The organism is Duganella phyllosphaerae, from assembly GCF_001758785.1.
In the GTDB taxonomy this organism is placed as follows: Bacteria; Pseudomonadota; Gammaproteobacteria; order Burkholderiales; family Burkholderiaceae_D; genus Rugamonas; species Rugamonas phyllosphaerae.
Genome location: NZ_LROM01000149.1, coordinates 1 through 20873, shown reverse-complemented (window position 1 = coordinate 20873; position 20873 = coordinate 1). Strand labels below are relative to the sequence as shown.

19 protein-coding genes are annotated in these 20873 nt (G+C 65.4%); 7 read left to right on the top strand and 12 right to left on the bottom strand.

Features of this window, described 5'->3' with window-relative positions:
• Nucleotides 1-80: 80 nt before the first annotated feature.
• The 6 genes from DUPY_RS25045 to rsmB all read right to left on the bottom strand — a co-directional run bounded on the left by DUPY_RS25045 (nucleotide 81) and on the right by rsmB (nucleotide 6035).
• Complete coding sequence (locus tag DUPY_RS25045; protein ID WP_019924426.1) at nucleotides 81-338, bottom strand: BTH_I0359 family protein; 258 nt, start codon at nucleotides 336-338, stop codon at nucleotides 81-83.
• Between the two features lie 119 nt (nucleotides 339-457).
• A complete protein-coding gene (locus DUPY_RS25040; RefSeq protein WP_070251871.1) occupies nucleotides 458-877 on the bottom strand; it encodes a GTPase in 420 nt (139 codons plus the stop codon).
• Nucleotides 870-1595 carry a response regulator gene (locus DUPY_RS25035; protein ID WP_070251870.1) on the bottom strand — a complete coding sequence of 242 codons (726 nt, stop codon included), beginning with the start codon at nucleotides 1593-1595 and terminating at the stop codon, nucleotides 870-872. The genes DUPY_RS25040 and DUPY_RS25035 overlap by 8 nt, the downstream gene beginning before the upstream one ends.
• 92 nt (nucleotides 1596-1687) lie before the next feature.
• Complete coding sequence (locus DUPY_RS25030; RefSeq protein WP_070251869.1) at nucleotides 1688-3982, bottom strand: sensor histidine kinase; 2295 nt, start codon at nucleotides 3980-3982, stop codon at nucleotides 1688-1690.
• Between the two features lie 9 nt (nucleotides 3983-3991).
• A complete protein-coding gene (locus tag DUPY_RS25025; RefSeq protein WP_070251868.1) occupies nucleotides 3992-4630 on the bottom strand; it encodes a DUF4390 domain-containing protein in 639 nt (212 codons plus the stop codon).
• Nucleotides 4623-6035 (bottom strand): 16S rRNA (cytosine(967)-C(5))-methyltransferase RsmB, encoded by a 1413-nt coding sequence (rsmB, locus tag DUPY_RS25020; RefSeq protein WP_070251867.1) that lies wholly within the window; start codon nucleotides 6033-6035, stop codon nucleotides 4623-4625. The genes DUPY_RS25025 and rsmB overlap by 8 nt, the downstream gene beginning before the upstream one ends.
• Before the next feature lie 240 nt (nucleotides 6036-6275).
• Here rsmB and argS point away from each other — a divergent pair, with 240 nt between their 5' ends.
• From argS to DUPY_RS24985, 7 genes are read left to right on the top strand one after another with little or no spacing between them, the layout of a single operon-like run.
• Nucleotides 6276-7985, top strand: a complete 1710-nt coding sequence (gene argS / locus DUPY_RS25015) for an arginine--tRNA ligase (RefSeq protein ID WP_070251866.1) — start codon at nucleotides 6276-6278, stop codon at nucleotides 7983-7985.
• Between the two features lie 19 nt (nucleotides 7986-8004).
• Nucleotides 8005-8709 carry an SPOR domain-containing protein gene (locus DUPY_RS25010; protein ID WP_070251865.1) on the top strand — a complete coding sequence of 235 codons (705 nt, stop codon included), beginning with the start codon at nucleotides 8005-8007 and terminating at the stop codon, nucleotides 8707-8709.
• Between the two features lie 29 nt (nucleotides 8710-8738).
• On the top strand, nucleotides 8739-9410 hold the full coding sequence (locus tag DUPY_RS25005; protein ID WP_070251864.1) for a thiol:disulfide interchange protein DsbA/DsbL: 672 nt from the start codon (nucleotides 8739-8741) through the stop codon (nucleotides 9408-9410).
• Between the two features lie 36 nt (nucleotides 9411-9446).
• A complete protein-coding gene (locus tag DUPY_RS25000) occupies nucleotides 9447-10238 on the top strand; it encodes an SDR family oxidoreductase (RefSeq protein ID WP_070251863.1) in 792 nt (263 codons plus the stop codon).
• Nucleotides 10235-11071, top strand: coding sequence for a biotin--[acetyl-CoA-carboxylase] ligase (locus DUPY_RS24995; protein WP_070251862.1), 837 nt, complete (start codon nucleotides 10235-10237; stop codon nucleotides 11069-11071). Before DUPY_RS25000 ends, DUPY_RS24995 begins: the two co-directional genes overlap by 4 nt.
• On the top strand, nucleotides 11062-11823 hold the full coding sequence (locus DUPY_RS24990; protein ID WP_070251861.1) for a type III pantothenate kinase: 762 nt from the start codon (nucleotides 11062-11064) through the stop codon (nucleotides 11821-11823). Before DUPY_RS24995 ends, DUPY_RS24990 begins: the two co-directional genes overlap by 10 nt.
• A 19-nt stretch (nucleotides 11824-11842) precedes the next feature.
• Complete coding sequence (locus DUPY_RS24985; RefSeq protein WP_070251860.1) at nucleotides 11843-12589, top strand: SPOR domain-containing protein; 747 nt, start codon at nucleotides 11843-11845, stop codon at nucleotides 12587-12589.
• Nucleotides 12590-12702: 113 nt separating this feature from the next.
• Here DUPY_RS24985 and DUPY_RS24980 read toward each other — a convergent pair whose 3' ends face one another.
• From DUPY_RS24980 to mreD, 6 genes are read right to left on the bottom strand one after another with little or no spacing between them, the layout of a single operon-like run.
• The gene (locus DUPY_RS24980; protein ID WP_071651704.1) at nucleotides 12703-13863 is read right to left on the bottom strand and encodes a septal ring lytic transglycosylase RlpA family protein; all 1161 of its coding nucleotides are present in this window, start codon (nucleotides 13861-13863) and stop codon (nucleotides 12703-12705) included.
• Between the two features lie 13 nt (nucleotides 13864-13876).
• Nucleotides 13877-15991, bottom strand: a complete 2115-nt coding sequence (gene mrdA / locus DUPY_RS24975) for a penicillin-binding protein 2 (protein WP_070251859.1) — start codon at nucleotides 15989-15991, stop codon at nucleotides 13877-13879.
• A complete protein-coding gene (rodA, locus tag DUPY_RS24970) occupies nucleotides 15988-17142 on the bottom strand; it encodes a rod shape-determining protein RodA (RefSeq protein ID WP_070251858.1) in 1155 nt (384 codons plus the stop codon). The genes mrdA (DUPY_RS24975) and rodA (DUPY_RS24970) overlap by 4 nt, the downstream gene beginning before the upstream one ends.
• Nucleotides 17142-18254, bottom strand: coding sequence for a rod shape-determining protein RodA (gene rodA / locus DUPY_RS24965; protein ID WP_070251857.1), 1113 nt, complete (start codon nucleotides 18252-18254; stop codon nucleotides 17142-17144). The genes rodA (DUPY_RS24970) and rodA (DUPY_RS24965) overlap by 1 nt, the downstream gene beginning before the upstream one ends.
• 9 nt (nucleotides 18255-18263) lie before the next feature.
• Nucleotides 18264-20243 carry a penicillin-binding protein 2 gene (gene mrdA / locus DUPY_RS24960; protein WP_070251856.1) on the bottom strand — a complete coding sequence of 660 codons (1980 nt, stop codon included), beginning with the start codon at nucleotides 20241-20243 and terminating at the stop codon, nucleotides 18264-18266.
• Nucleotides 20244-20256: 13 nt separating this feature from the next.
• Nucleotides 20257-20769: a rod shape-determining protein MreD gene (gene mreD / locus DUPY_RS24955; RefSeq protein WP_070251855.1), complete on the bottom strand. Its 513-nt coding sequence runs from the start codon at nucleotides 20767-20769 to the stop codon at nucleotides 20257-20259.
• Nucleotides 20770-20873 lie beyond the last annotated feature (104 nt).

Sequence of the window (20873 nt, the reverse complement as noted above, 5' to 3'; positions counted from 1 at the left end):
GGCTGCGCATCGTAACCGAATCGGCTACCGATGCGCAGCCATCGAAACCACCTGCGTTCAATTTAGCCCTTGTTTAGTCCCTAATGCAACAACACGGGCTGACTCATGAGCTCGTCGTAACTGCCCAAAAATTCATCGATTTCAGCCATGGTGGGCTCATTGGCGATCAGCTCGTTAACATCGCGACGGAAGTTTTGCGCCAGGACGCCATTGATGAAGATCTCTCGCTTGCCGCCTTTGTCGACGATTTCGTAGCCGCCAAAGCGCAATGCGTCCAGAGTACGGTCTGCGCCAAACTCGACAACGCTGTACTGCTCGCTGTTATAGATGAGATTCATATTGCTTCCTTTCTCCAGGGGGCCTGCTTGGTTTCACTCTCAGCATGATAGATAGTGCTGAAAGCCTTCAATTCAAGGGCTTGCTGTCGATCAAAGAGCCGATCTGCCGGCTGCTAGGTTCAGGCCGCGATATCGGGTTGCAATGCCAGCAAGGCATCGTACGGCGCCCCGGACAGCCACTCGCGCAGCAATTCCAGGTGCTCGGCCGAGGCCAGGCTGATGTAGAGCCGCGCAGGAGGACGGCGCAGCACACGGTTCAATGTTACCCGTAAAACGAGATTGCCGCTGCAATGAAGGCAGCCGGGTGCGATCCGGATAACATTGGCCGCATATTGTGCGGGGGTGTCCTCAACGCAGTCGTCAAAGACCAGGGCCGATCCGCCATCGGACAGCCCCTCGAGGATGATGGCGCTGGGCACGCCCGGCTCCAGCAGTGCGGCGATGGCAGCCTCGCGCGCACCGGCGCGGCGGCCGGTGACCAGCCACGTGGGTACCGGCGCCCGGGCGCCGGCGGCCACGGTGGCTTTGAGGTCAGTCACGGGCTGAGGCGGCCTTTTTTGCCAGCTTGCCCGGCTCCACGCCCAGTTGCTTGAGCTTGCGGTACAGGTGGGTACGCTCGAGGCCGGTTTTCTCGGCCACGCGCGTCATGCTGCCGCCTTCGCGCCCGAGGTGATGCTCGAAGTACATCCGTTCGAAGGCGTCGCGCGCCTCGCGCAGCGGCAGGTCGAACGACAGGCTGAACGAGTGGTTGTCGGCGCCGGCCACGGTGGCGCCGCCGCGCACGGCAATCGCTGCCGCCGGGTTGGGGGCGTTGAACGAGGCGCCAGCCGTGTCCTCGGGCTGGGCCGCCAGCACCGGGCGCGGGGCCACTGCTGGCGCGCGCACGGTTTCCTGGGCGCGCGTCAGGCCCGCTTGCACCGCCTTGAGCAGCTTTTGCAGGGCAATCGGCTTCTCGAGGAAGTTCAGTGCACCGATGCGGGTGGCCTCGACCGCCGTATCGATGGTCGCGTGGCCCGACATCATGATGACCGGCATGGTCAGCAAGCCGTCGCGCTGCCATTCCTTGAGCAGGGTCACGCCGTCGGTATCGGGCATCCAGATATCGAGCAACACCAGGTCGGGCGCGCCGGCGGCACGCGCCTCGCGCGCCTGCTGGGCATTTTCCGCCAGTTGAATTGCGTGTCCTTCATCGCTGAGGATTTCCGAGAGCAACTCGCGGATGCCCATCTCATCGTCCACTACCAGTATGTTTGCCATCTTCCCTCACCCTCTACATTTCGCCGTCGCGGCGGCCTCGTTTTTATTACTGATTTGATTACTCATTTTGCCTACTGAGTTACTTACTCAGCTTAAACATTTTGCATTGTCGGCGCTAACTTTAACAGCAAAATCAATATGGACGCGCCACTTCTTTCAGTGTGGTTATGGATATCGATCCTGCCGCCATGTTCGTCGATAATCTTCTTCACCATCGCCAGCCCCAGGCCGGTTCCGCGCGCCTTGGAAGTGACATATGGTTCAAATGCGCGCGCCAGGATCTTCGGTGCGAAACCGGGACCATTGTCGCTGATCGACAGCCGCACCGCCATCCGTTCGCCGCCGTCCGCGCCCCGATAATGAATCGCTTCGGTGATCACGTCAATCCGGGGAGCTTCGCCCCCGGGCGGCAACTCGGCCATGGCATCCTGGGCGTTTTGCAGCAGGTTGTGTATGACCTGGCGCAACTGGGTGGCATCCCCCATGACTGGCGGCAAGTTTAGCGCCAGTTGCGGGTGGATGATGTCGCTGCTCTCGCCGCTCAGGTACAGGTCGAGGATTTCCTCCACCAGCGCATTTAAATCGAGCGGATGCAGCACCGCCGGCGGCGTGCGGGCGTAGTCCCGGAAGTCGTCCACCATGCGCTTCATGGCAGCGACCTGGTTGACGATGGTGGTCGTGCTCTTGGCCAGCAGTTCGCTGTCGGGCGATACCAGCTTGCTCTCGAGCTTCATTTGCAGGCGTTCGGCCGACAGCTGGATCGGTGTCAGCGGATTCTTGATCTCGTGGGCCAGGCGGCGCGCCACCTCGCCCCCGGCGATCGAACGCTGCGCCGAAATCACGTCAGAAATATCGTCGAACACCACCAGGTAGCCGCTGCCTCCCTCGATCGGCAGACGCGAGCCGCGCGTGAGCAGGGTCAGGTCGTGGTCGTCCAGGCTGGCGCTGCGGCGCGGCACCTCGATCTGGCGCTGCCAGTGGGTGCGCTGAGCGGTACGGCCGGCTGCCGACTGCGCGCTCTGGGCGGCAAAGCCGGCCACGATGGCGGCGCCAAACTCCTGCATGCCATCGACCTCGTCGAGCTTGCGGCCGATCATGGTCATGCCCGGCAGTTGCAGGATGCGCTCGACCGAATCGTTAAAGCTGATCAGGTGGAACTCGGCATCGAGCACCATCACCCCGGCCGACATATTGGCCAGCACCGATTCCAGGTGGGCCTTGGCGTTTTGCAGCGCGGTGCGGTTGCGTTCGACCGCGCTGCGGGCGTCCGACAGCTGCCGCGTCATGGTGTTGAACGATTGCGTCAGCGTACCCAGCTCGTCGGAGGTGGCCACGATCGGCCGCGGCGACAGGTCGCCCTCGGCCACCGCGCGCGTGCCCTCGGCCAGCAGCAACAGCGGCTGGGCCAGGTCGCGGGCAATCAGGAAGGCGCTGGCAATCGCCCCGAACACGGCCAGCAGCAGGGTCAAGGTCAGGGTGACGATGTACATGCGGCGCAAGCCCACGCGCGCGACAAAGCGCTCCTTGTAGTTGGAATAGGCGCTGCGGATGGTCTCGCCATTGGCGGCCAGCTTGGCGGGCGCCAGCTGGATCAGTTGCAAATAGCGCGGCGCCAGGCGAAAGCCGTTGGGACGGACGACTTCGGGGATGGCCATCACCACGCGCAGGCGCAGCTGGCTGGCGGCGTCCTGCGGCCCCACCGGCGCGGACGGCACCTCGACCAGGTTGCTGCGCAGTTCGTTGCCGCCCTCGGGCGCGCCGTAGGCCACTTCGCTCTTGGCGCGCGCCATCATCTCCCTGGTGGGCAGGTCGGCGCTGAGGTTGCCGCTATTGCTGGCGCGGGCGCTGACCACCAGGCCGCCTTCGGCGTCGACGATGATGGCGTTCTGCATGCCCGGGTGGCTCTTGACCAGTTCGGCCAGCATCTGGCGTTCGGTGCCGGAGGGTTCTTCGGCCAGCCGCTCGGTGGCGCGGGCGGCGGTGACGGTCAGTTCACCGAGCGCCGCATCGAGCCCGGCCCGGCTCAGGTCGATACCCGCCTCGAGCGCTTCTTCCACCGGCACGTTGAACCAGGAATCGATCGAATGGGAGACGAATTGCACCGACACCAGGAAGATCACCAGCCCCGGCAGCACGCCGATGGCGGCAAACAGCAGTACCAGCCGGGTCATCAGCTTGGCGCCGAACTTGCCTTCCTTGTAACGTGAATACAGGCGGTACAGCGAGATGGCAACGAGCAGCAGCAGCGCGCCGGCCACCGCCGCGTTCAGGCCCAGCAGCCAGGCATAGTAGCGGTCGAAAAAGCCGGAGTTGTCGGAGGCGGACGCCAGCAGGAACAGCAGGATACTGACAAAGGCGCCGCCGATGACGGCAAAATACCGCAGCATCCGGCTCACTTATTCGGCCTTGTAAAGGAAGGATTTCTTGTCGGACGCCAGGCGCCATTCATTATTGTTATTGAGGGCGTTGAGCTGGATCGGTTTGGGCAGGTAGTTGGGATCGAGTCCCATCGAGAGCTTGACGGTATAAGTTTCACCCACCTTGAGCGCGCCGCGCGGCGCCACGATCCAGCGGTTGGGCCGGCGGATCTGGAACAGCGCGTCGTCGAGCGACGAATAGCTTTGCGCCACGCTGCCGGTAATGCCCACCGTGTACTGGCGGGTAAGCACGTTGAACCAGATCTTGGCGGTCTGGCGCGCCACGATGGCTTTTTCGTCGAACCAGTACCAGCGCGGACGGGTGAATTCGATGGTGGTGGTGAAGTACAGCGGCACGCCGTATTGCAGCGCGTCCTCCAGGCCGTGATTGAGGTCGAAGCCGTAGGTGGCCGAGAGGCGGTAACCGTCTTCGGTCGCTTCCACGAAGGCGCGCTTGATCTCGACGCCATCGGCAGCGCGTGCCGCCTGCGGCAAGGCGCAGGCAAGGAGCAGCAGCAAGGGGCCGATCAACAGGCGCAAAAATCGAAGGGTCACGGTGCTCAACAGGTACGGGGTGGTTAAAGCTCGGGCAAAATCGCTGGCAGAACGATTACGCATTTTTCTGGAACAGCGCGTAGAACAAACCATCGTGATCCTGCCCGTCGCCACCGGCGGGAAGCAATTGGCCCGGCGCGTCGAGGCGCGCAGCGCCGTGGCGCACGGCAAACGCGGCCGCCTGCGCCTCGGATTCCTGGGGCCACAAGGAACATGTCACGAACAGCAATTTACCACCGGGGGCAAGCATCTGCCAAAGGTTGTCGAGGATTTTGGCCGAAAGTGTTGCAAGTTGGAGCGTGTCGCCCTTGCGGCGCAACCAGCGGATATCGGGATGGCGGCGCACGATGCCCGACGCCGTGCACGGCACGTCGGCCAGGATGCGGTCGAACGGCTGGCCGTCCCACCAGTCCGAGGTTTCGGCCGGGGCGGCCGTCAGTTCGGCGTCCAGCTGCAGCCGCTCGAGGTTTTCGCCCACCCGGGCCAGGCGCTTGGCGTCGGCGTCGAGCGCGGTGACGTGCACCTTGGCCAGCTCGAGGATGTGGCAGGTCTTGCCGCCGGGCGCGGCGCAGGCGTCGAGCACGCGCATGCCGTCGGCCAGGTCGAGCAGCGGCGCGGCCAGCTGGGCGCCGGCATCCTGCACCGACACCACGCCATCGTTAAAGCCGGGGATCAGGCCCACGGCCACCGGTTTGACCAGGCGCACGGCCGACGGGCCGATGCGGGTGGCGGCCATGCCGGCCTGCTCCAGCACCGCCAGGTAGTCTTCCACCGAGCTTTTGCGCAGATTGACGCGCAGCGTGAGTGGCGGCGCGGTGTTGCCGGTGGTGAGCACGCCCTGCCAGTCCTGCGGCCAGGCTGCGCGCACGGCGTCGATCCACCACTGCGGGTAGTTCCAACGCGCCAGCGGCTGCAGCGAGGCGGTATCGAGCATGGTCTGGCGCTCGCGCAGGAAGCGGCGCAGCACGGCGTTGACCATGCCCTTGGCGCGGGCGGTGTCCGGGTGCGCCTCGGCGGCGGTCACGGTTTGATCGACCACGGTGAATTCTTCGTACGGCGCCGTTTCGTCCGGGGCGTTGATCAGCGCCAGCGCGCACGCCAGCAAGGCCGCCACCAGCGGTTCGGGCGCCTTCGGCGCCATCAGGCCGACCAGGGTTTCGCTCTGACCCAGCTGGCGCATGCAGCGGTAGCTGATGTCCTGCATGGCGCCGCGCGCCTGCGGCGTGGCGCCAGCGCCGAGGCGGGCCCACACCTGCACCAGCGCCTGTGGCAGGTTGGTACCGGTGCGCACCAGCGCCACGGCTTGCGCCGCGCCGATCAGGCTGTAGGCCAGGGAATCGGGCTTGAGGCCGGTATTAAAGCCTGTTTGCAGCGCCGGCTTGAGGTCGCGCGCATGGCTGGCGCGCAGCTTGGGCGCGGCCGGCGTGGCGGGGGACTTCAGGGAGAGTGTCGGACGCTGCTTGTTCATATGCTAATTCCAGATGGCGGCCGGCAGCCGTGATCGCGCAGTATACAGCAGCACCTTTCATATGGCGATCAGTTGCGCGAGGCGCCGATGTAAATCTGCTCCCCGATACCGACACGCGATGACCGGGCCCGGGCAAACCAGTATAATATTTGCAGTTTGGCTCGTGCTTCCGCGCTGGCCTGAAGCGTAACACTTCGCATTTTGATGATTATTTAGCGCGGCCCCGCCGCCACCCTGCTCATGCTCGCCCAACAAAAACAAGATATCACCGCCCTGTTCCAGGCCGCCCTCGCCCCGATCATCGCTGACACCGGCGTCAGCGCCAACGTCGTGCTCGAGCGTCCGCGCGATCCGTCGCACGGCGACGTCGCCTGCAACATCGCCATGCAGCTGGCCAAGCAGCTCAAGATGAACCCGCGCGAACTGGCTACCCGCGTCGTCGATGCGCTGCGCGCCGATCCGGCCGCCGCCGGCCTGGTGGAGTCGGTCGATATCGCCGGCCCCGGCTTCATCAACCTGCGCGTGACCGCAGCGGCCAAGCAGGCCGTGGTCAAGGCCGTGCTGGCGCAGGGCGCCAACTATGGCAACAGCGCGTCCGGCAGCGGCCAGCGCGTGATCATCGAATTCGTCTCCGCCAACCCCACCGGCCCGCTGCACGTGGGCCACGGCCGCCAGGCGGCGCTGGGCGACGCGCTGTCCTCGCTGTTCGGCAGCCAGGGCTACGACGTCACCCGCGAGTTCTATTACAACGACGCCGGCGTGCAGATTCAAACCCTGGCCAACTCGGTGCAGGCGCGCCTGCGCGGCCACAAGCCGGGCGACGCCGCCTGGCCCGAGTCGGCCTACAACGGCGACTACATCACCGACATCGCCGCCGACTTCCTGGCAAAAAAAACCGTGTCGGCGTCCGACGGCTCGCCAGCGACCGCGTCGGGCGACATCGAAGACATCGAATCGATCCGCGCCTTTGCGGTCACGTACCTGCGCAACGAGCAGGACATCGACCTGCAGGCGTTCGGCGTCAAGTTCGACAATTATTACCTCGAGTCGTCGCTGTACCAGGACGGCAAGGTCGACGCAGCCGTGGACATGCTCAACAAGTCGGGCAAGACGTACGAGGAAGAAGGCGCACTGTGGCTGCGCACTGAAGACTACGGCGACGACAAGAACCGCGTGATGCGCAAGACCGACGGCACCTACACGTACTTCGTGCCCGACGTGGCGTACCACATCGTCAAGTTCCAGCGCGGTTACAACCAGGCCATCAACGTGCAGGGTTCCGACCACCACGGCACCATCGCCCGCGTGCGCGCCGGCCTGCAAGCGGTTGGCCTGGGCATTCCGCAAGGCTTCCCCGACTACGTGCTGCATAAAATGGTCACCGTCATGAAGGGTGGCGAAGAAGTCAAAATCTCCAAGCGCGCCGGTTCGTACGTGACCGTGCGCGACCTGATCGAATGGTCGGGCGGCGGCGACATCACCAAGGGCCGCGACGCCGTGCGCTTCTTCCTCATTTCGCGCAAGGCCGACACCGAATTCGTGTTCGACGTCGACGTCGCACTGAAAACCTCGGACGAAAACCCGGTTTATTACGTGCAGTACGCGCACGCGCGCATCTGCCGCATGCTGGAACAATGGAGCGGCGACGAAGCGTCGCTGGCCAATGTCGACCTGGCGCCACTGACCGCTCCCACCGAGGCAACCTTGCTGGCCACCCTGGCCGCGTACCCGGAAACCCTGGCGCGCGCCCAGGCCGAACTGGGCCCGCACCAGATCGCGTTCTACCTGCGCGACCTGGCCGCCAACCTGCACAGCTTCTATTTTGCCGAGCGCGTGCTGGTGGACGACGAGGCACTCAAGGCCGCGCGGATCGCGCTGATGGTCGCCACGCGCCAGGTGCTGCGCAACGGCCTGGCGCTGATCGGCGTCTCGGCTCCCAATAAAATGTAATGACCAGGATCTCCCGCACATGACTTTCCGCCTTTCGCAGTTCCGCAACCCGGCCGCAGCCCAACGTCAACAGGGCAATACCTTTGTCGGCATCGTCATCGGCCTGGTCATCGGCCTGGCCGTGGCGGTGGTCGTGGCGCTGGTGATCAACAAGGGCGCCTCGCCGTTTACCGACAAGGCCCGTAACAGCAAGTCGGCCGAAACCACGGCGGGACAAGCCGCCGATCCAAACAAGCCGATGTACGGCAACAAGGAAGCGGCACGCGCCGCCGCCAAGGACCTGTCGCGCGAAACGCCGCCACCGGCGCCAGCCACGCCCCCTCCTGCGCCAACCCCGGCGCCGGCCAAGGCGGCCGACCAGCTGCAGGCCGTGGTCGACCGCATCCAGGGCACGCCGGCAGAAAAGCCGCGCGCGTCCAATGTCACGCCTACGCCAACCGGCAAGGCGGGTGCTGCGGCTACCCCAGCACCGGCGGCCGGCGACGAGAAATACATCTATTACCTGCAGGCGGGCGCGTTCCGCGAAGTGGCCGACGCCGAAAGCGCGCGCGGCAAGCTGGCCCTGCTCGGCTTCGAAGCCACGCTGTCGGACCGCACCACCGATACCGGTGTGCTGCATCGCGTGCGCATCGGCCCGTTCCAGCAGGTGGAGGCGATGAACAAGGTGCGCAGCAAGCTGTCCGAAAACGGCATCGATGTTGCAGTCGTGCGAAATCAGAAATAACTGAGCAAAAGTAAACCCGAGGAGTGAAGATGCGAGTCCTGAAATATGCAGTAAGCGCCGTGCTGATGAGCGCCGTGGTCCTGTCGGCATCGGCGTCGCCGACCGATCCTAAAAACGGCGTCGAATACCGCACTCTGCCCACGCCGCAACAGGCGGACGCGAAAAAAGTGGAAGTGATCGAGTTCTTCGACTACGCCTGCCCGCACTGCTATGCGCTCGACCCGTCGCTGCAAGCCTGGATCAAGAAACAAGGCGGCAACATCATCTTCAAACGCGTGCACATCTCGCGCACCGGCACCGACCTGCCGCAGCAAAAAATGTTCTACACGCTCGAGTCGATGGGCCTGATGAACGACGCGATGAACACCAAGATCTTTACTGAGATGCACGTCAACCGCAACCGCATGAACCGCGACGAGATGGTGTTCGACTTCATCGCCAAGCAGGGCGTCGATCGCCAGAAGTTCATCGACGTCTATCGCGGCATGGGCGTGCAGGGCCATGTGCGCCGCGCATCGTCGCTGATGGATACCTACGGCGTCGATTCGTGGCCGATGTTCGCCATCGATGGCAAATACGTGACCTCGCCGGCCATGTCCGACGAAGCGACCAAGGCTGCCACCACCGAAGCGCAATTGCACGCGCAGGGCTTCCAGGTGATGGACGTGCTGGTTGCCAAGGCGAAAGCGGAAAAGAAGTAAGCATGTCCCATCCGGACGTGCGCGTGGAGCGCCACCATGCAGCCTAAGTGGAGCCACCAGCGCGTGTTCATCACCGGCGCCTCGAGCGGCATCGGCGCCGCGCTGGCCGCGCGCTACGCGGCACTGGGCGCCACGCTGGGCCTGCTGGCACGGCGCGGTCCCGCGCTCGACCAGCTGATCGCCTCCCTGCCCCAGCCTGAACGCCACCGCGCCTACGCGGTCGATGTGCGCGACCATGCGGCCATTGCCGCCGCCGCGCAGGACTTCATCGCGCACACCGGCGGCATCGACGTGGTGATCGCCAATGCCGGCATCTCGGTGGGCACTCTCACCGAATATGCCGACGACCTGCCGGTGTTTGCCGACATTGTCGCCACCAACCTCACCGCCACCGCCGCCACGTTCGCGCCGTTCATCGCCACCATGAAGGCGCAAGGCGCGCCCGCGCGGCTGGTGGGCATCGGCAGCGTGGCCGGCATCCGCGGCCTGCCGGGCGCCGAGGCCTACAGCGCCTCCAAGGCAGCCGTGATCAGCTACTGCGAATCGCTGCGCCTCGAACTCAAACCTTACGGCATCAAGGTCGTCACGCTGTGCCCCGGCTACATCGACACGCCGATGACGCGCGTGAATCCGTACCCGATGCCGTTCCTGATGGCGCCCGACAAATTTGCGGCGCGCGCCGCGCAGGTGATCGATGCCGGCAGCAGCTACGCGGTGATTCCGTGGCAGATGGGCGTGGTCGCCAAGGTGCTGCGCCTGCTGCCGAACCCGGTGTACGATTTCGCCTTCGGCAAGGCGCCGCACAAACCGCGCAAGCAAGCCTCATGACCAGTCACTCGGCACTCGTCTCCGCACCATCGATCACGGCGCTGTGCGCCGCTAGCGCCAGCCACGTGGCGATCGAAGCTGTGCTTGAAACCGGCTCCACCAACGCCGACCTGCTGGCGCGGCTGAGCGACCTGGGCACCCTGCCCGGCCCGCTGTTGCGCATCGCCGACCAGCAAAGCGCGGGGCGCGGCCGCGCTGGCCGCAGCTGGCTGTCCACGCCCGGTGCAGCGCTGATGTTCTCGCTGGCCTGGCGTTTCAAGGGGCCATTGCACCGCATGACCGGCCTGCCGATGGCAGTGGGCGTGGCGCTGGCCGAAACCATTATCGGCCTGGGCGTGCCGGTGCAGATCAAGTGGCCCAACGACCTGCTGCGGGACGGCGACAAGCTGGCCGGCATCCTGGTCGAAACCTGTGTCGATAAAACCGACGGCGCCATCTGGGCCGTGATCGGCACAGGCATCAACCTCCTGATGCCGGACGCGCTGGAACAGCAGATCGGCCGCAGCGTGGCCGCAGCGCCGTGGCTGGCGCAAATGGACCGCAACGCGCTGGTGGCGGCATTATTGAGCCGGCTGGCGGCGGTGCTGAGCGAATTTGACGACACCGGCTTCGCGCCGTTTGCCGAACGCTGGAACGCGCTGCACGCCTGGCACGGCCGAGAGGTGGTGCTGCTCGATGATGGCCAGGTGCGGCAGCAGGGCCGCGCCGTGGGCGTCGATGCGATTGGCCGCCTGCTGCTCGCCACGCCGGGTGGCCTGGTCGAAGTGCTGTCGGGCGATGTCTCGCTGCGGCTTTCTCCTGACACCCCAACCGGAGACACCGCATGCTCCTGATCGACGCCGGCAACACCCGCGTGAAATGGGCGCTGGCCGCCAACGACGCCGCACCAGGCGAGTGGCTCGAACACGGCGCCGTCACCCATGCCGACCTGCCGCAGCTGGAACTGGCGTGGAGCGAGGCGGTGGCGCGCCACGGCGTGGGCCGCATCGTTGTCGCCAACGTGGCCGGCAATGCGCTGCGGGTGCAGCTCGAATACGTGTTGCAGCGGGCGTTTCCGGCGCTGGTTCCCGCTGAGGCGATTACCTGGTTTGCGTCCGTACCGGCGCTCGCTGGCGTGACCAACGGCTACCGCAATCCGGCCCAGCTGGGATGCGACCGCTTTGCCGCCGCCATCGGCGGCCATGCGCTGGCGCCGGGACAGCCCATCATCGTCGCCAACTGCGGCACCGCCACCACCATCGACGCCATCACCGCCGACGGCTTTTTTCTGGGCGGGATGATCATGCCGGGACTGGGTCTGATGGCCGGCGCGCTGGCGCGCAACACGGCCCAACTGCCACGCATCGCCCACGACGCCAGACTGCCCGAAGGCTTTGCTGACAATACCGACGACGCCATCTTGAGCGGCTGCATGGTGGCCCAGAGCGGCGCCATCGAACACGCGTTCGCCCAACATGGCGCGGCCATCTGCATCCTGTCCGGTGGCGCCGCGCCGCACATCGCGCCGCTGCTGACGGTACCATACCGCCTGATCGACAACGTCGTGCTGATCGGCCTGCACGCCTCGGCCGCCGCCGACACTTAACCGCCCACAGGAATAGCCCGTGCTGAAATTTCTCTTCTGTTCGCTGTTGGCCGTCAATGCCGCGCTGTTCGCGTACGGCCAGGGCTACCTCGGGCATTTCAGCGGCAGCGAGCGCGAACCGCAGCGCCTGCAGCGCCAGCTCAACCCCAAGGACCTGACGCTGGTGTCGTCCGAGCGCGCGCATGGCACTGAGGCGAGCGCCCCTGCAGTTGCCACCTCTGTTGCCGCCAATGCTGTCACTGATACTGGGATTGCAGCAGCCACTGCCGCGGTCGCCACGCCTGCTGCCAGGCCGGCGGCGCCGCTGGCCTGCGTGGAAATCGGCAGCTTCGTGCTGGCCGAAGCGCGCCGCTTCGAAGCGCGCGTAGCCCCCCTGCAACTTGGCGACCGCCAGTCGCGTCGCAACCTGCCCGGCACCGAAATCTCGAGCTATATCGTGCACGTTCCGCCGCAGGGCAGCAAGGAGGCCGCCGACCGCAAGGCCGACGAGCTGCGCGGCCTGGGTGTCACCAACTACTACGTCATCTCGGACAATTCGCCGCTGCGCTACGGCATCTCGCTGGGCGTCTTCAAGACCGAGACTGCGGCGCAGAACCAGCTGGCAATGCTGGTCAAACAAGGCGTGCGCACCGCACGCGTCACCCCGCGCATGACCGGCAGCCGCCTGCTGGCCTTCCAGTTCCGCGACGTCGGGCCAGCGCTGAAGGCCGACCTCGACAAGATCCGCACCGACTTCCCCAACACCGACATCCACACCTGCCGCTAAAATCACTTCGGGGTCAGTGCCGACATTCGGACACGAGCTCATCGCTATGGTGACCATTATCGCGCGATTAAGTTCAAAAATGTCCGAATGTCGGCACTGACCCCGAAGGTTAGTTAGCGCTGGATCACCAGCGGTTTGAGTTTGAGGGCCGATGGCAGGTTGGCGATGGCGTCTTGTGCCGACTGGCGGCTGGCGAATGGGCCGCTGAACAGGCGGAATACGGGGCCGCTCTGCACCATGTGCAATGCCGCCAGCGTGGCGCCGGCCAGTTGGCCCTGCAGTTCGCGCGCGCCGTCCGGGCGCGAGTAGGCGCCCAGTTGCAGGTAGTAGCCGCCGGTCAGCGCTTCGTCCTGGGTTGCCGGCGTTGCCGGCACTGCAGCCGCAGCGGCCGTGGCGGTCGTGGCGCCGTCGCCCAGCATCAGTGCTTCGATCTCGGGATTGGCCGGTACCGCGCGCGGCGCCAGCACCAGCGCCGGTTTCTCGTCGTCGCCCCGGTACGAATTGAGGCGCTTGTCCGGTGATGACTGCGTTGCCTGCGACACCAGGCGCGCCCCGCTGGTGGTCGAAACGCCGCCACGCGTGGCCAGCATGCGGTCGATTTCGGCCGGCAGGATGCGCTCCACTTTCAACTCGTGGCTGCCCTTGTTGAGCAGGCCAAGCTTGAGCGCGGCCGTGTACGAGACGTCGATCACGCGCTTGGCGTGGAACGGTCCGCGGTCGTTAATGCGCACCACCACGGTGGCGCCGGTCAGCATGTTCGACACCCGCGCATACGACGGGATCGGCAGCGTGGGATGGGCGGCCGTCATCTTGTACATGTCGTACAGCTCACCGGACGACGTGCGCTGGCCATGGAATTTCTTGCCATACCAGGTGCCCATGCCCACCTGGGTGAACGGTTCGTCGTCGGTGATCGGCGTATAGGTTTTACCGAGCACCACGTACGGGCGGTTGGAGCGCGGCAGCAGCGGGTCATTGCGTACTTCGGCGTCAGGCACGGCCGCCAGGTTCGCGGGTGGATTGTCGCCGGGGCCGTCGTCCTGGTAATAGCCGCCCCGCCCCGAATTGGCCGGTGGCAGGTTCGGCAAACCGGGCTGCGCCTTGCCGGTGGGCGGCGCCTTGATCACCGGACCGCCCACGCGCGAGGTGCGCGGCAAGCGCTCGTCGGGCGTGCTGGCGCAGCCGGCCAGCAGAGCGGCCAGCAGCAGCGGCACGAGCAATGGGGAGTTGCGGCCGCACAGGCGGGTGGGCGTGGTGTTGAAGCCTGGCCTCATGTCGTCATCCTTTTCAGTTCTTGCGCACCGCTGGTGCGGGCTGCGGGGCGGGCGCAGGCGCCGCCGGGACTGGCGCTGGAGCTGGCGTGGGCGCAGGTGCCGGCGTTGGGGCCGGTGCTGGCGCCGGCGCAGACTGCGTCGGTATCAGTCCCGGCGGCGGGGTGCCCAGCGCTTCGAAGCGCGCGGCGGCGGCCTGCTCTTCGAGCGTCTGGCCTTCCACCGGCAGGATCTCTTCGGCATCCTCCTTCTCCACCTTGGTGGTGTCCTTGCCGGCCGGGCGTTTACCCAGCAAATAGTAATCGATGGCCTTGCGCGCGATCGGCGCCGCTTCCAGGCCGCCCTTGCCGGCGTTTTCCACCACCAGCGCCAGCGCGATGCGCGGCTTTTCAGCCGGCGCGAAGGCCACGAACAACGCGTTGTCGCGCAGGCGTTCGGCCAGCCTGGCGGCATTGTACTTCTCGCCCTTCTTGATGGTGATCACCTGTGCGGTACCGGTCTTGCCGCCCACGCGGTACTGGGCGCCGGTAAACGCGCGCACGCCGGTGCCGCCAGCCTCGGTGGTCACACCCACCATGGCGTTCTTGATGAAGTCGATGTTCTCCTGCTTGAGCGGAATCCGGTAACTCTCTTTCGACACCGTGAGCGTGCGCGCGCGGGTGCCGCCGTTTTCCAGGATCTTGACCAGGTGCGGTTTCATCACCACGCCGTTGTTGGCCAGGTTGGCCATGGCATGGGCGATCTGCAGCGGCGTGTAGGCGTTGTAGCCCGAACCGTTGCTGACCGAGATCGTGTCGCCGCCCACCCAGCGCCCGGCGGCCCCCTTGAAGCGCTTGCGCTTCCAGTCCTGCGACGGCAGCACGCCGATTTTTTCGCCCACCAGGTCGATGCCGGTCTTCTGGCCGAAGCCGAAGGGCTTCATGAAATCGTGGATCATGTCGATGCCCATGTCGTGACCGAGCTCGTAATAATACGTGTTACACGAGACCACGATCGATTTGTGCATCGGCACCATGCCGTGGCCACCCACCACGTCATCGTTGAAGCGGTGGCCGCCCAGCATGTAAAAGCCCGGATCGTACGTGGCGTAGCTGGTGGTGCGCTTGCCCAGTTCCAGCGCGGCCAGCGCCATGAAAGGCTTGAAGGTCGAACCGGGTGCGTAAGTGCCCGACAGCGGGCGGTTGACCATCGGCCGGTCGAGCGAGGTATTGAGTTCGTTCCAGCTCTGGGTGTCGATGCCGTCGACGAACAGGTTGGGGTCAAAACCGGGGCGCGACACGTAAGCCAGGATGTCGCCCGTCTCCGGCTCGATGGCGACCAGCGCGCCACGGCGCTCGCCAAACGCGTCCTCCACCACCTTTTGCAGCTCGATGTCGATCGACAGGATCAGGTTGTCGCCCGACGTGGCGGGCTTGCGCGACAGCGTGCGGATCGCACGACCGCCGGCCGACACTTCCACCTCTTCGTAGCCGGTGCGCCCGTGCAGTTGCTGCTCGTAGCTCTTCTCCAGGCCTTCCTTGCCGATATGGTCGGTGCCGCGATAGTTGGCGGTTTCCTCGCGCTCGTCGATGGCGGCAGCGTCGGTGCGGTTGATGCGGCCAATGAAGCCGATCACGTGCGAGGCGGTCTCTCCCAGCGGGTACTGGCGGAACAGGCGCGCCTGCACTTCCACGCCGGGAAAGCGGAAGCGCTGCGCGGCAAAGCGCGCCACTTCCTCGTCGGTCAGGCGGGTGCGCAGCGGCACGCTCTCGAAGCGTTTTGATTCTTCCATCAGCTTCTTGAAGCGGCGCCGGTCCTTCACCTCGATGTTGACCAGCGTGGACAGCTCTTCGATGGTGTCGTCGAGCGAAGCCGTCAGTTTCGACGGCGTGATCTCGAGCGTGTAAGCCGAGTAGTTGTTGGCCAGGACCACGCCGTTGCGGTCGTAGATCAGGCCCCGGTTCGGCGCGATCGGCACGATGGCGATGCGGTTCTCCTCCGCCTTGACGGCGAAGTCGTCGTGCTTGACCACCTGCAGCCACACCAGGCGCGCCAGCAGCAACGAGAAGCACAGGAACACCACGCCGACCAGCACCGCGATACGGGTGCGGAACTCGCGCAGTTCGCGCTCGGTATCCTTGATTTCGATCATGCCGTCACTCCCCAGGCGGGAACACTGCCACCGGCGCCATGGCGCACGGTGCGGGTGAAATGCGAAATGCTCATCAGGATGCCGGCGCCGATGCCGAGGGTAAACAGCGCAGTGCCACCGTAGCTCATGAACGGCAGCGGCACACCGACCACCGGCACGATGCCGCTGACCATGGCCATGTTCACGAAAGCGTAGGTAAAGTAAATCATGGTGATGGCGCCTGCCAGCAGGCGCGTGAAAAAAGTGGGCGCGTTGAGCGCAATCGACGTCGCGCGCCAGATCAGGAGCAGGTAGAGGGTAACCAGCACCAGGTTGCCCACCAGGCCGAACTCCTCGGAGAACACGGCAAAAATGAAATCGGTGGTGCGCTCGGGGATGAACTCCAGGTGGGCCTGGGTACCGTGGGTCCAGCCCTTGCCGCCCGCGCCGCCGGAGCCGATGGCGATCATCGACTGGATGATGTGGAAGCCCTGCCCCAGCGGGTCGTGGTACGGGTCGATCAAGGTGAGCACGCGTTCGCGCTGGTAGTCGTGCAACATGGTCCACAGCACCGGCAGCGCCGCGCATCCGGCCAGCGCCAGCGCAGCGAGCACCTTCCAGGCCAGGCCGGCCAGGTAGATCACGGCGCCGCCGGCAGCCACCACCAGCAGCGCGGTGCCCAGGTCGGGCTGGCGCGCAATCAACAGTACCGGCACCGCCAGCAGGGCCGCTGCCGCCGCGTAAGTGTGCCAGCGCAGGCGCCCGGCCTGCAGCTGGAAATACCACGCCAGCATCAGCGGCATGGCGATTTTCATGAACTCGGACGGCTGGATCTGCACGCCCACCGTGATCCAGCGGCGCGAACCACCCTTGATGGTGCCAAACAGGGCCACCGCCACCAGCAGCAGCACGGCCAGTGCATACACTGGCGCGGCAATGCGCATCAGGGTTTGCGGCGGCGTGTTCGCGGCCAGCCACATGACCACGAACGCGGCGCCGATATTGCGCACCTGGTCGGTGACCTTGCCGGGAATCGCCAGTCCCGCTGAATACAGCGTGACCAGCCCCACCGACAGCAGCAGCAGGATGATCAGCGCGAGCGGCAGGTCGAACACCGCCACGTAGGGACGAAGGCGCTGCAACAGCGAGCGGCCGGGATTCAAGGCCGCCATCAGGTCTGCACCAGCTTGCGGTGGCGCTGGATGCTCATCAGGATGCCGCCGGCCAGGCCGAGCGTGAGCAGCGCGGTGCCGCCGTAGCTCATGTACGGCAGCGGCACGCCCACCACCGGCAGGATGCCGCTGACCATGCCCATGTTCACAAACGCGTAGGCGAAATAGATCATGGTCATGGCGCCGGCCAGCAGGCGGCTGAACAGGTTGGCCGCGTTCCCGGCGATCATCAGGCCGCGTCCCACCAGCAGCAGGTAGAGCAGCATCAGCACCAGGTTGCCGATCAGGCCGAACTCCTCGGAGTACACGGCGAAAATGAAGTCGGTGGTGCGCTCGGGAACAAACTCCAGGTGAGCCTGGGTGCCATGGGTCCAGCCCTTGCCGGTCATGCCGCCCGAGCCGACCGCGATGGTGGACTGGATGATGTGGAAGCCTTTGCCCAGCGGGTCGGACGTGGGGTCGATCAGGGTCATCACGCGTTCGCGCTGGTAGTCGTGCAGCAGGGTCCAGATCACCGGCAGGCTGGCGCCGAACAGCACCAGCAGCACGCCGATCGCTTTCCACGCCAGGCCGGCCAGGAAGATCACCGTAAAGCCGGCAGCGACGACCAGCAGCGCCGTGCCCAGGTCGGGCTGGCGCACGATGAACAGCACGGGCGCCATCAGCAGCACTGCCGCCAGCAGATACGAATGCCAGCGCAACTGGCCGGCGCGCTGCTGGAAAAACCACGCCAGCATCATCGGCGTGACGATCTTCATGAACTCCGACGGCTGGATGTCGATACCGACGTGCAGCCAGCGCCGCGCACCGAGCTTGATGATGCCGAACAGCGCCACGCCGACCAGCAATATCATGCCGGCCGCGTACGCCGGCACGGCAATGCGCATCATGGTCTGCGGCGAGATGTTGGCCGCCACCCACATCACCAGGAACGACAGCAGGATATTGCGCACCTGGTCTTCCATCTTGCCGGGGATGCCGATGCTGGCCGAGTACAGCGTGATCATGCTCACCGTGAGCAGGGCCACGATGATCAGCGTGAGCGGACCGTCGAACACGGTGAAGTATGGGCGTAGGCGGCGCCCCAGGGAGCGCCTTTCGTGGATGCGCATTGCGGTTCCTTATTCGGTATTGCCCGGGGTGTCCACACCCGGCTTGGGTTCGACCACGCCATGTTCGGCCTCGATGTCGTCCACCGAGCGCAGCACGGCGTCTTCCTTGGGCACCGGGGTGGTGTCTTTCTGGTTCGGGCGCTTGCCCAGCAGGTAGAAGTCGAGCGCCTTGCGCACGATCGGCGCGGCCACGGCGGCGCCGAAGCCGCCGTTCTCCACCACCACCGCAATCGCAATGCGCGGCTTGTCGGCGGGAGCGAACGCAGTGTAGAGGGCATTGTCGCGCAGGTGGGCGGCGACCAGCTTGGCGTTGTACTTCTCGTTCTTCTTGATGGCGAACAGCTGGGCGGTGCCGGTCTTGCCGCCGGAGATATAGCCGGCGTTGGCGAACACCTTGCTGGCAGTGCCGCTGGTGGTCACGCCCACCATGGCGCTCTTGATGAAGTCGACGTTCTGCTGCTTGAGCGGGATGCGGTAGCTTTCGCGCGCCACCGTCAGCTGGCGCGCATGGGTGCCGCCGTCTTCGAGGATTTTTACCAGGTGCGGCTTCATCACCACGCCGTTGTTGGCCAGGTTGGCCACCGCGTGCGCCATTTGCAGCGGCGTGTAGTTGTTGTAGCCGTTGCCGATGCTGATCGAGATGGTGTCGCCCAGCTGCCAGCGCTGCGCGGCGGCGTTCTTTTTAAAGCGGTTGCGCTTCCATTCTTTCGATGGCAGCACGCCCTGCTTTTCATGTTCGAGGTCGATGCCGGTCAACTGGCCGAAGCCGAACGGCTTCATGAACTCGCTGATGGTGTCGATGCCCATCTCGTTGCCGAGGATGTAGTAATAGGTATCGCACGATTCCGAGATCGACTTGAACATGTCCACCGTGCCGTGGCCGCCCGGCTTGTCGTCGCGGAAGCGGTGGCCGCCCAGCGTGAAGAAGCCGGCGTCGTGGATGCTCTGGCCCGGCGTGCGGTAGCCGCGTTCCAGGGCGGCCAGCGCCATGAACGGTTTGAAGGTCGATCCCGGCGGATAAGTGCCCGACAGTGGGCGATTCACCATCGGCCGGTCGAGCGAGGTATTGAGTTCGTTCCAGCTCTGGGTGTCGATGCCGTCGACGAACAGGTTGGGATCGAAACCGGGACGAGAGACGTAGGCCAGGATGTCGCCCGTCTCCGGCTCGATGGCCACCAGGGCGCCGCGCCATTCGCCGAACGCTTCCTCGATCACTTTTTGCAGCTCGATGTCGATCGAGAGAATCAGGTTGCTGCCGGGCGTGGCGTTGCGGCGCGACAGCGTGCGCACGGCGCGCCCGCCGGCCGACACTTCCACCTCTTCGTAGCCGGTGGTGCCGTGCAACTGGCGCTCGTAGCTTTTCTCGATGCCCTCTTTGCCGATATGGTCGGCGCCGTTGTAGTTGGCGCCCTGGTCGCTGTCGGCCAGCGCCTTGGCCTCGGCCTGGTTGACGCGGCCGATGAAGCCGATCACGTGAGACGCGGTTTCCCCGAGCGGATACTGGCGAAACAGGCGCGCCTGGATTTCCACGCCGGGAAAGCGGAAGTGCTGGGCGGTGAAGCGCGCCACTTCTTCGTCGGTGAGGCGGGTGCGCAGCGGTACGCTTTCGAAGCGCTTCGATTCCTCGAGCAGGTGGCGAAAACGCTTGCGGTCCTTGATGTCGATCACCACCAGTTTCGACAGCGCATCGATGGTCTCATCCAGCGTGGCGGTGAGTTTGGACGGCGTGATCTCGAGCGTATAGGCCGAGTAGTTGCGGGCCAGGACCACGCCGTTGCGGTCGACGATCAGGCCGCGGTTGGGCTGGATCGGCACGAGCGAAATGCGGTTGTCCTCGGCCTTGACCGCGTAGTCTTCGTGCTTGACCACTTGCAGCCACACCAGGCGCGCCAGCAGCAGGGCAAAGCAGGTGAACACCACGCCGCCCACTACCGTCAGGCGCAGACGGAACTTGTGCAATTCCAGCTGGTTGTCCTTGAGCTCAGTCATGCACTACCAGCCGTCAGATGGGCCGCGTGTGGTCGCGGTCCACCGCGCGCCGCTGGGGCGCCAGCAGCAGCCACGACGCCACGGGCCACAGGCACACCGCCACCACGCTCTCCAGGAAGAAATACCACGCCGGCGACTGGCCCGACGCGAAGAACCGCACCAGCAGCTGCACGGCCTGCGCCATCACCAGGAGCGGAAACACGTGCGTGGCCTGGGTAATGAGCGGGAACCACGTCACGCGCCGGTGCAGCATGATGGCGAAGTACGACAGCAGCGTGTACGACAGCGCGTTTTCGCCCAGCAGGGTGGAATCGTGCACGTCCATCAGGAGGCCGAGGAAGAATGCGGTGCCGATGCCCACGCGGCGCGGCTGGTGCACGCCCCAGAACACCAGCGCCAGCGCGACGAAATCGGGCACGCCGATCAGGTGGCCCCACGGCAGCAGGTTCAGTAAAAAGGAGCACAGCAGGCTGAAGGCGATAAACAGCGGGCTGACCGGCAGCAGAATGTAGTGAGGACGGTTCATCGGGCCGGTTCCTTGGTGGGGGTGGCGGCCGGCGCTCTGGAAGGCGTGGCAGCGGCAGGCGCGCCGGTGGCCGGGGTGGTGGCAGCCGGCGTTCTGGTTACTGG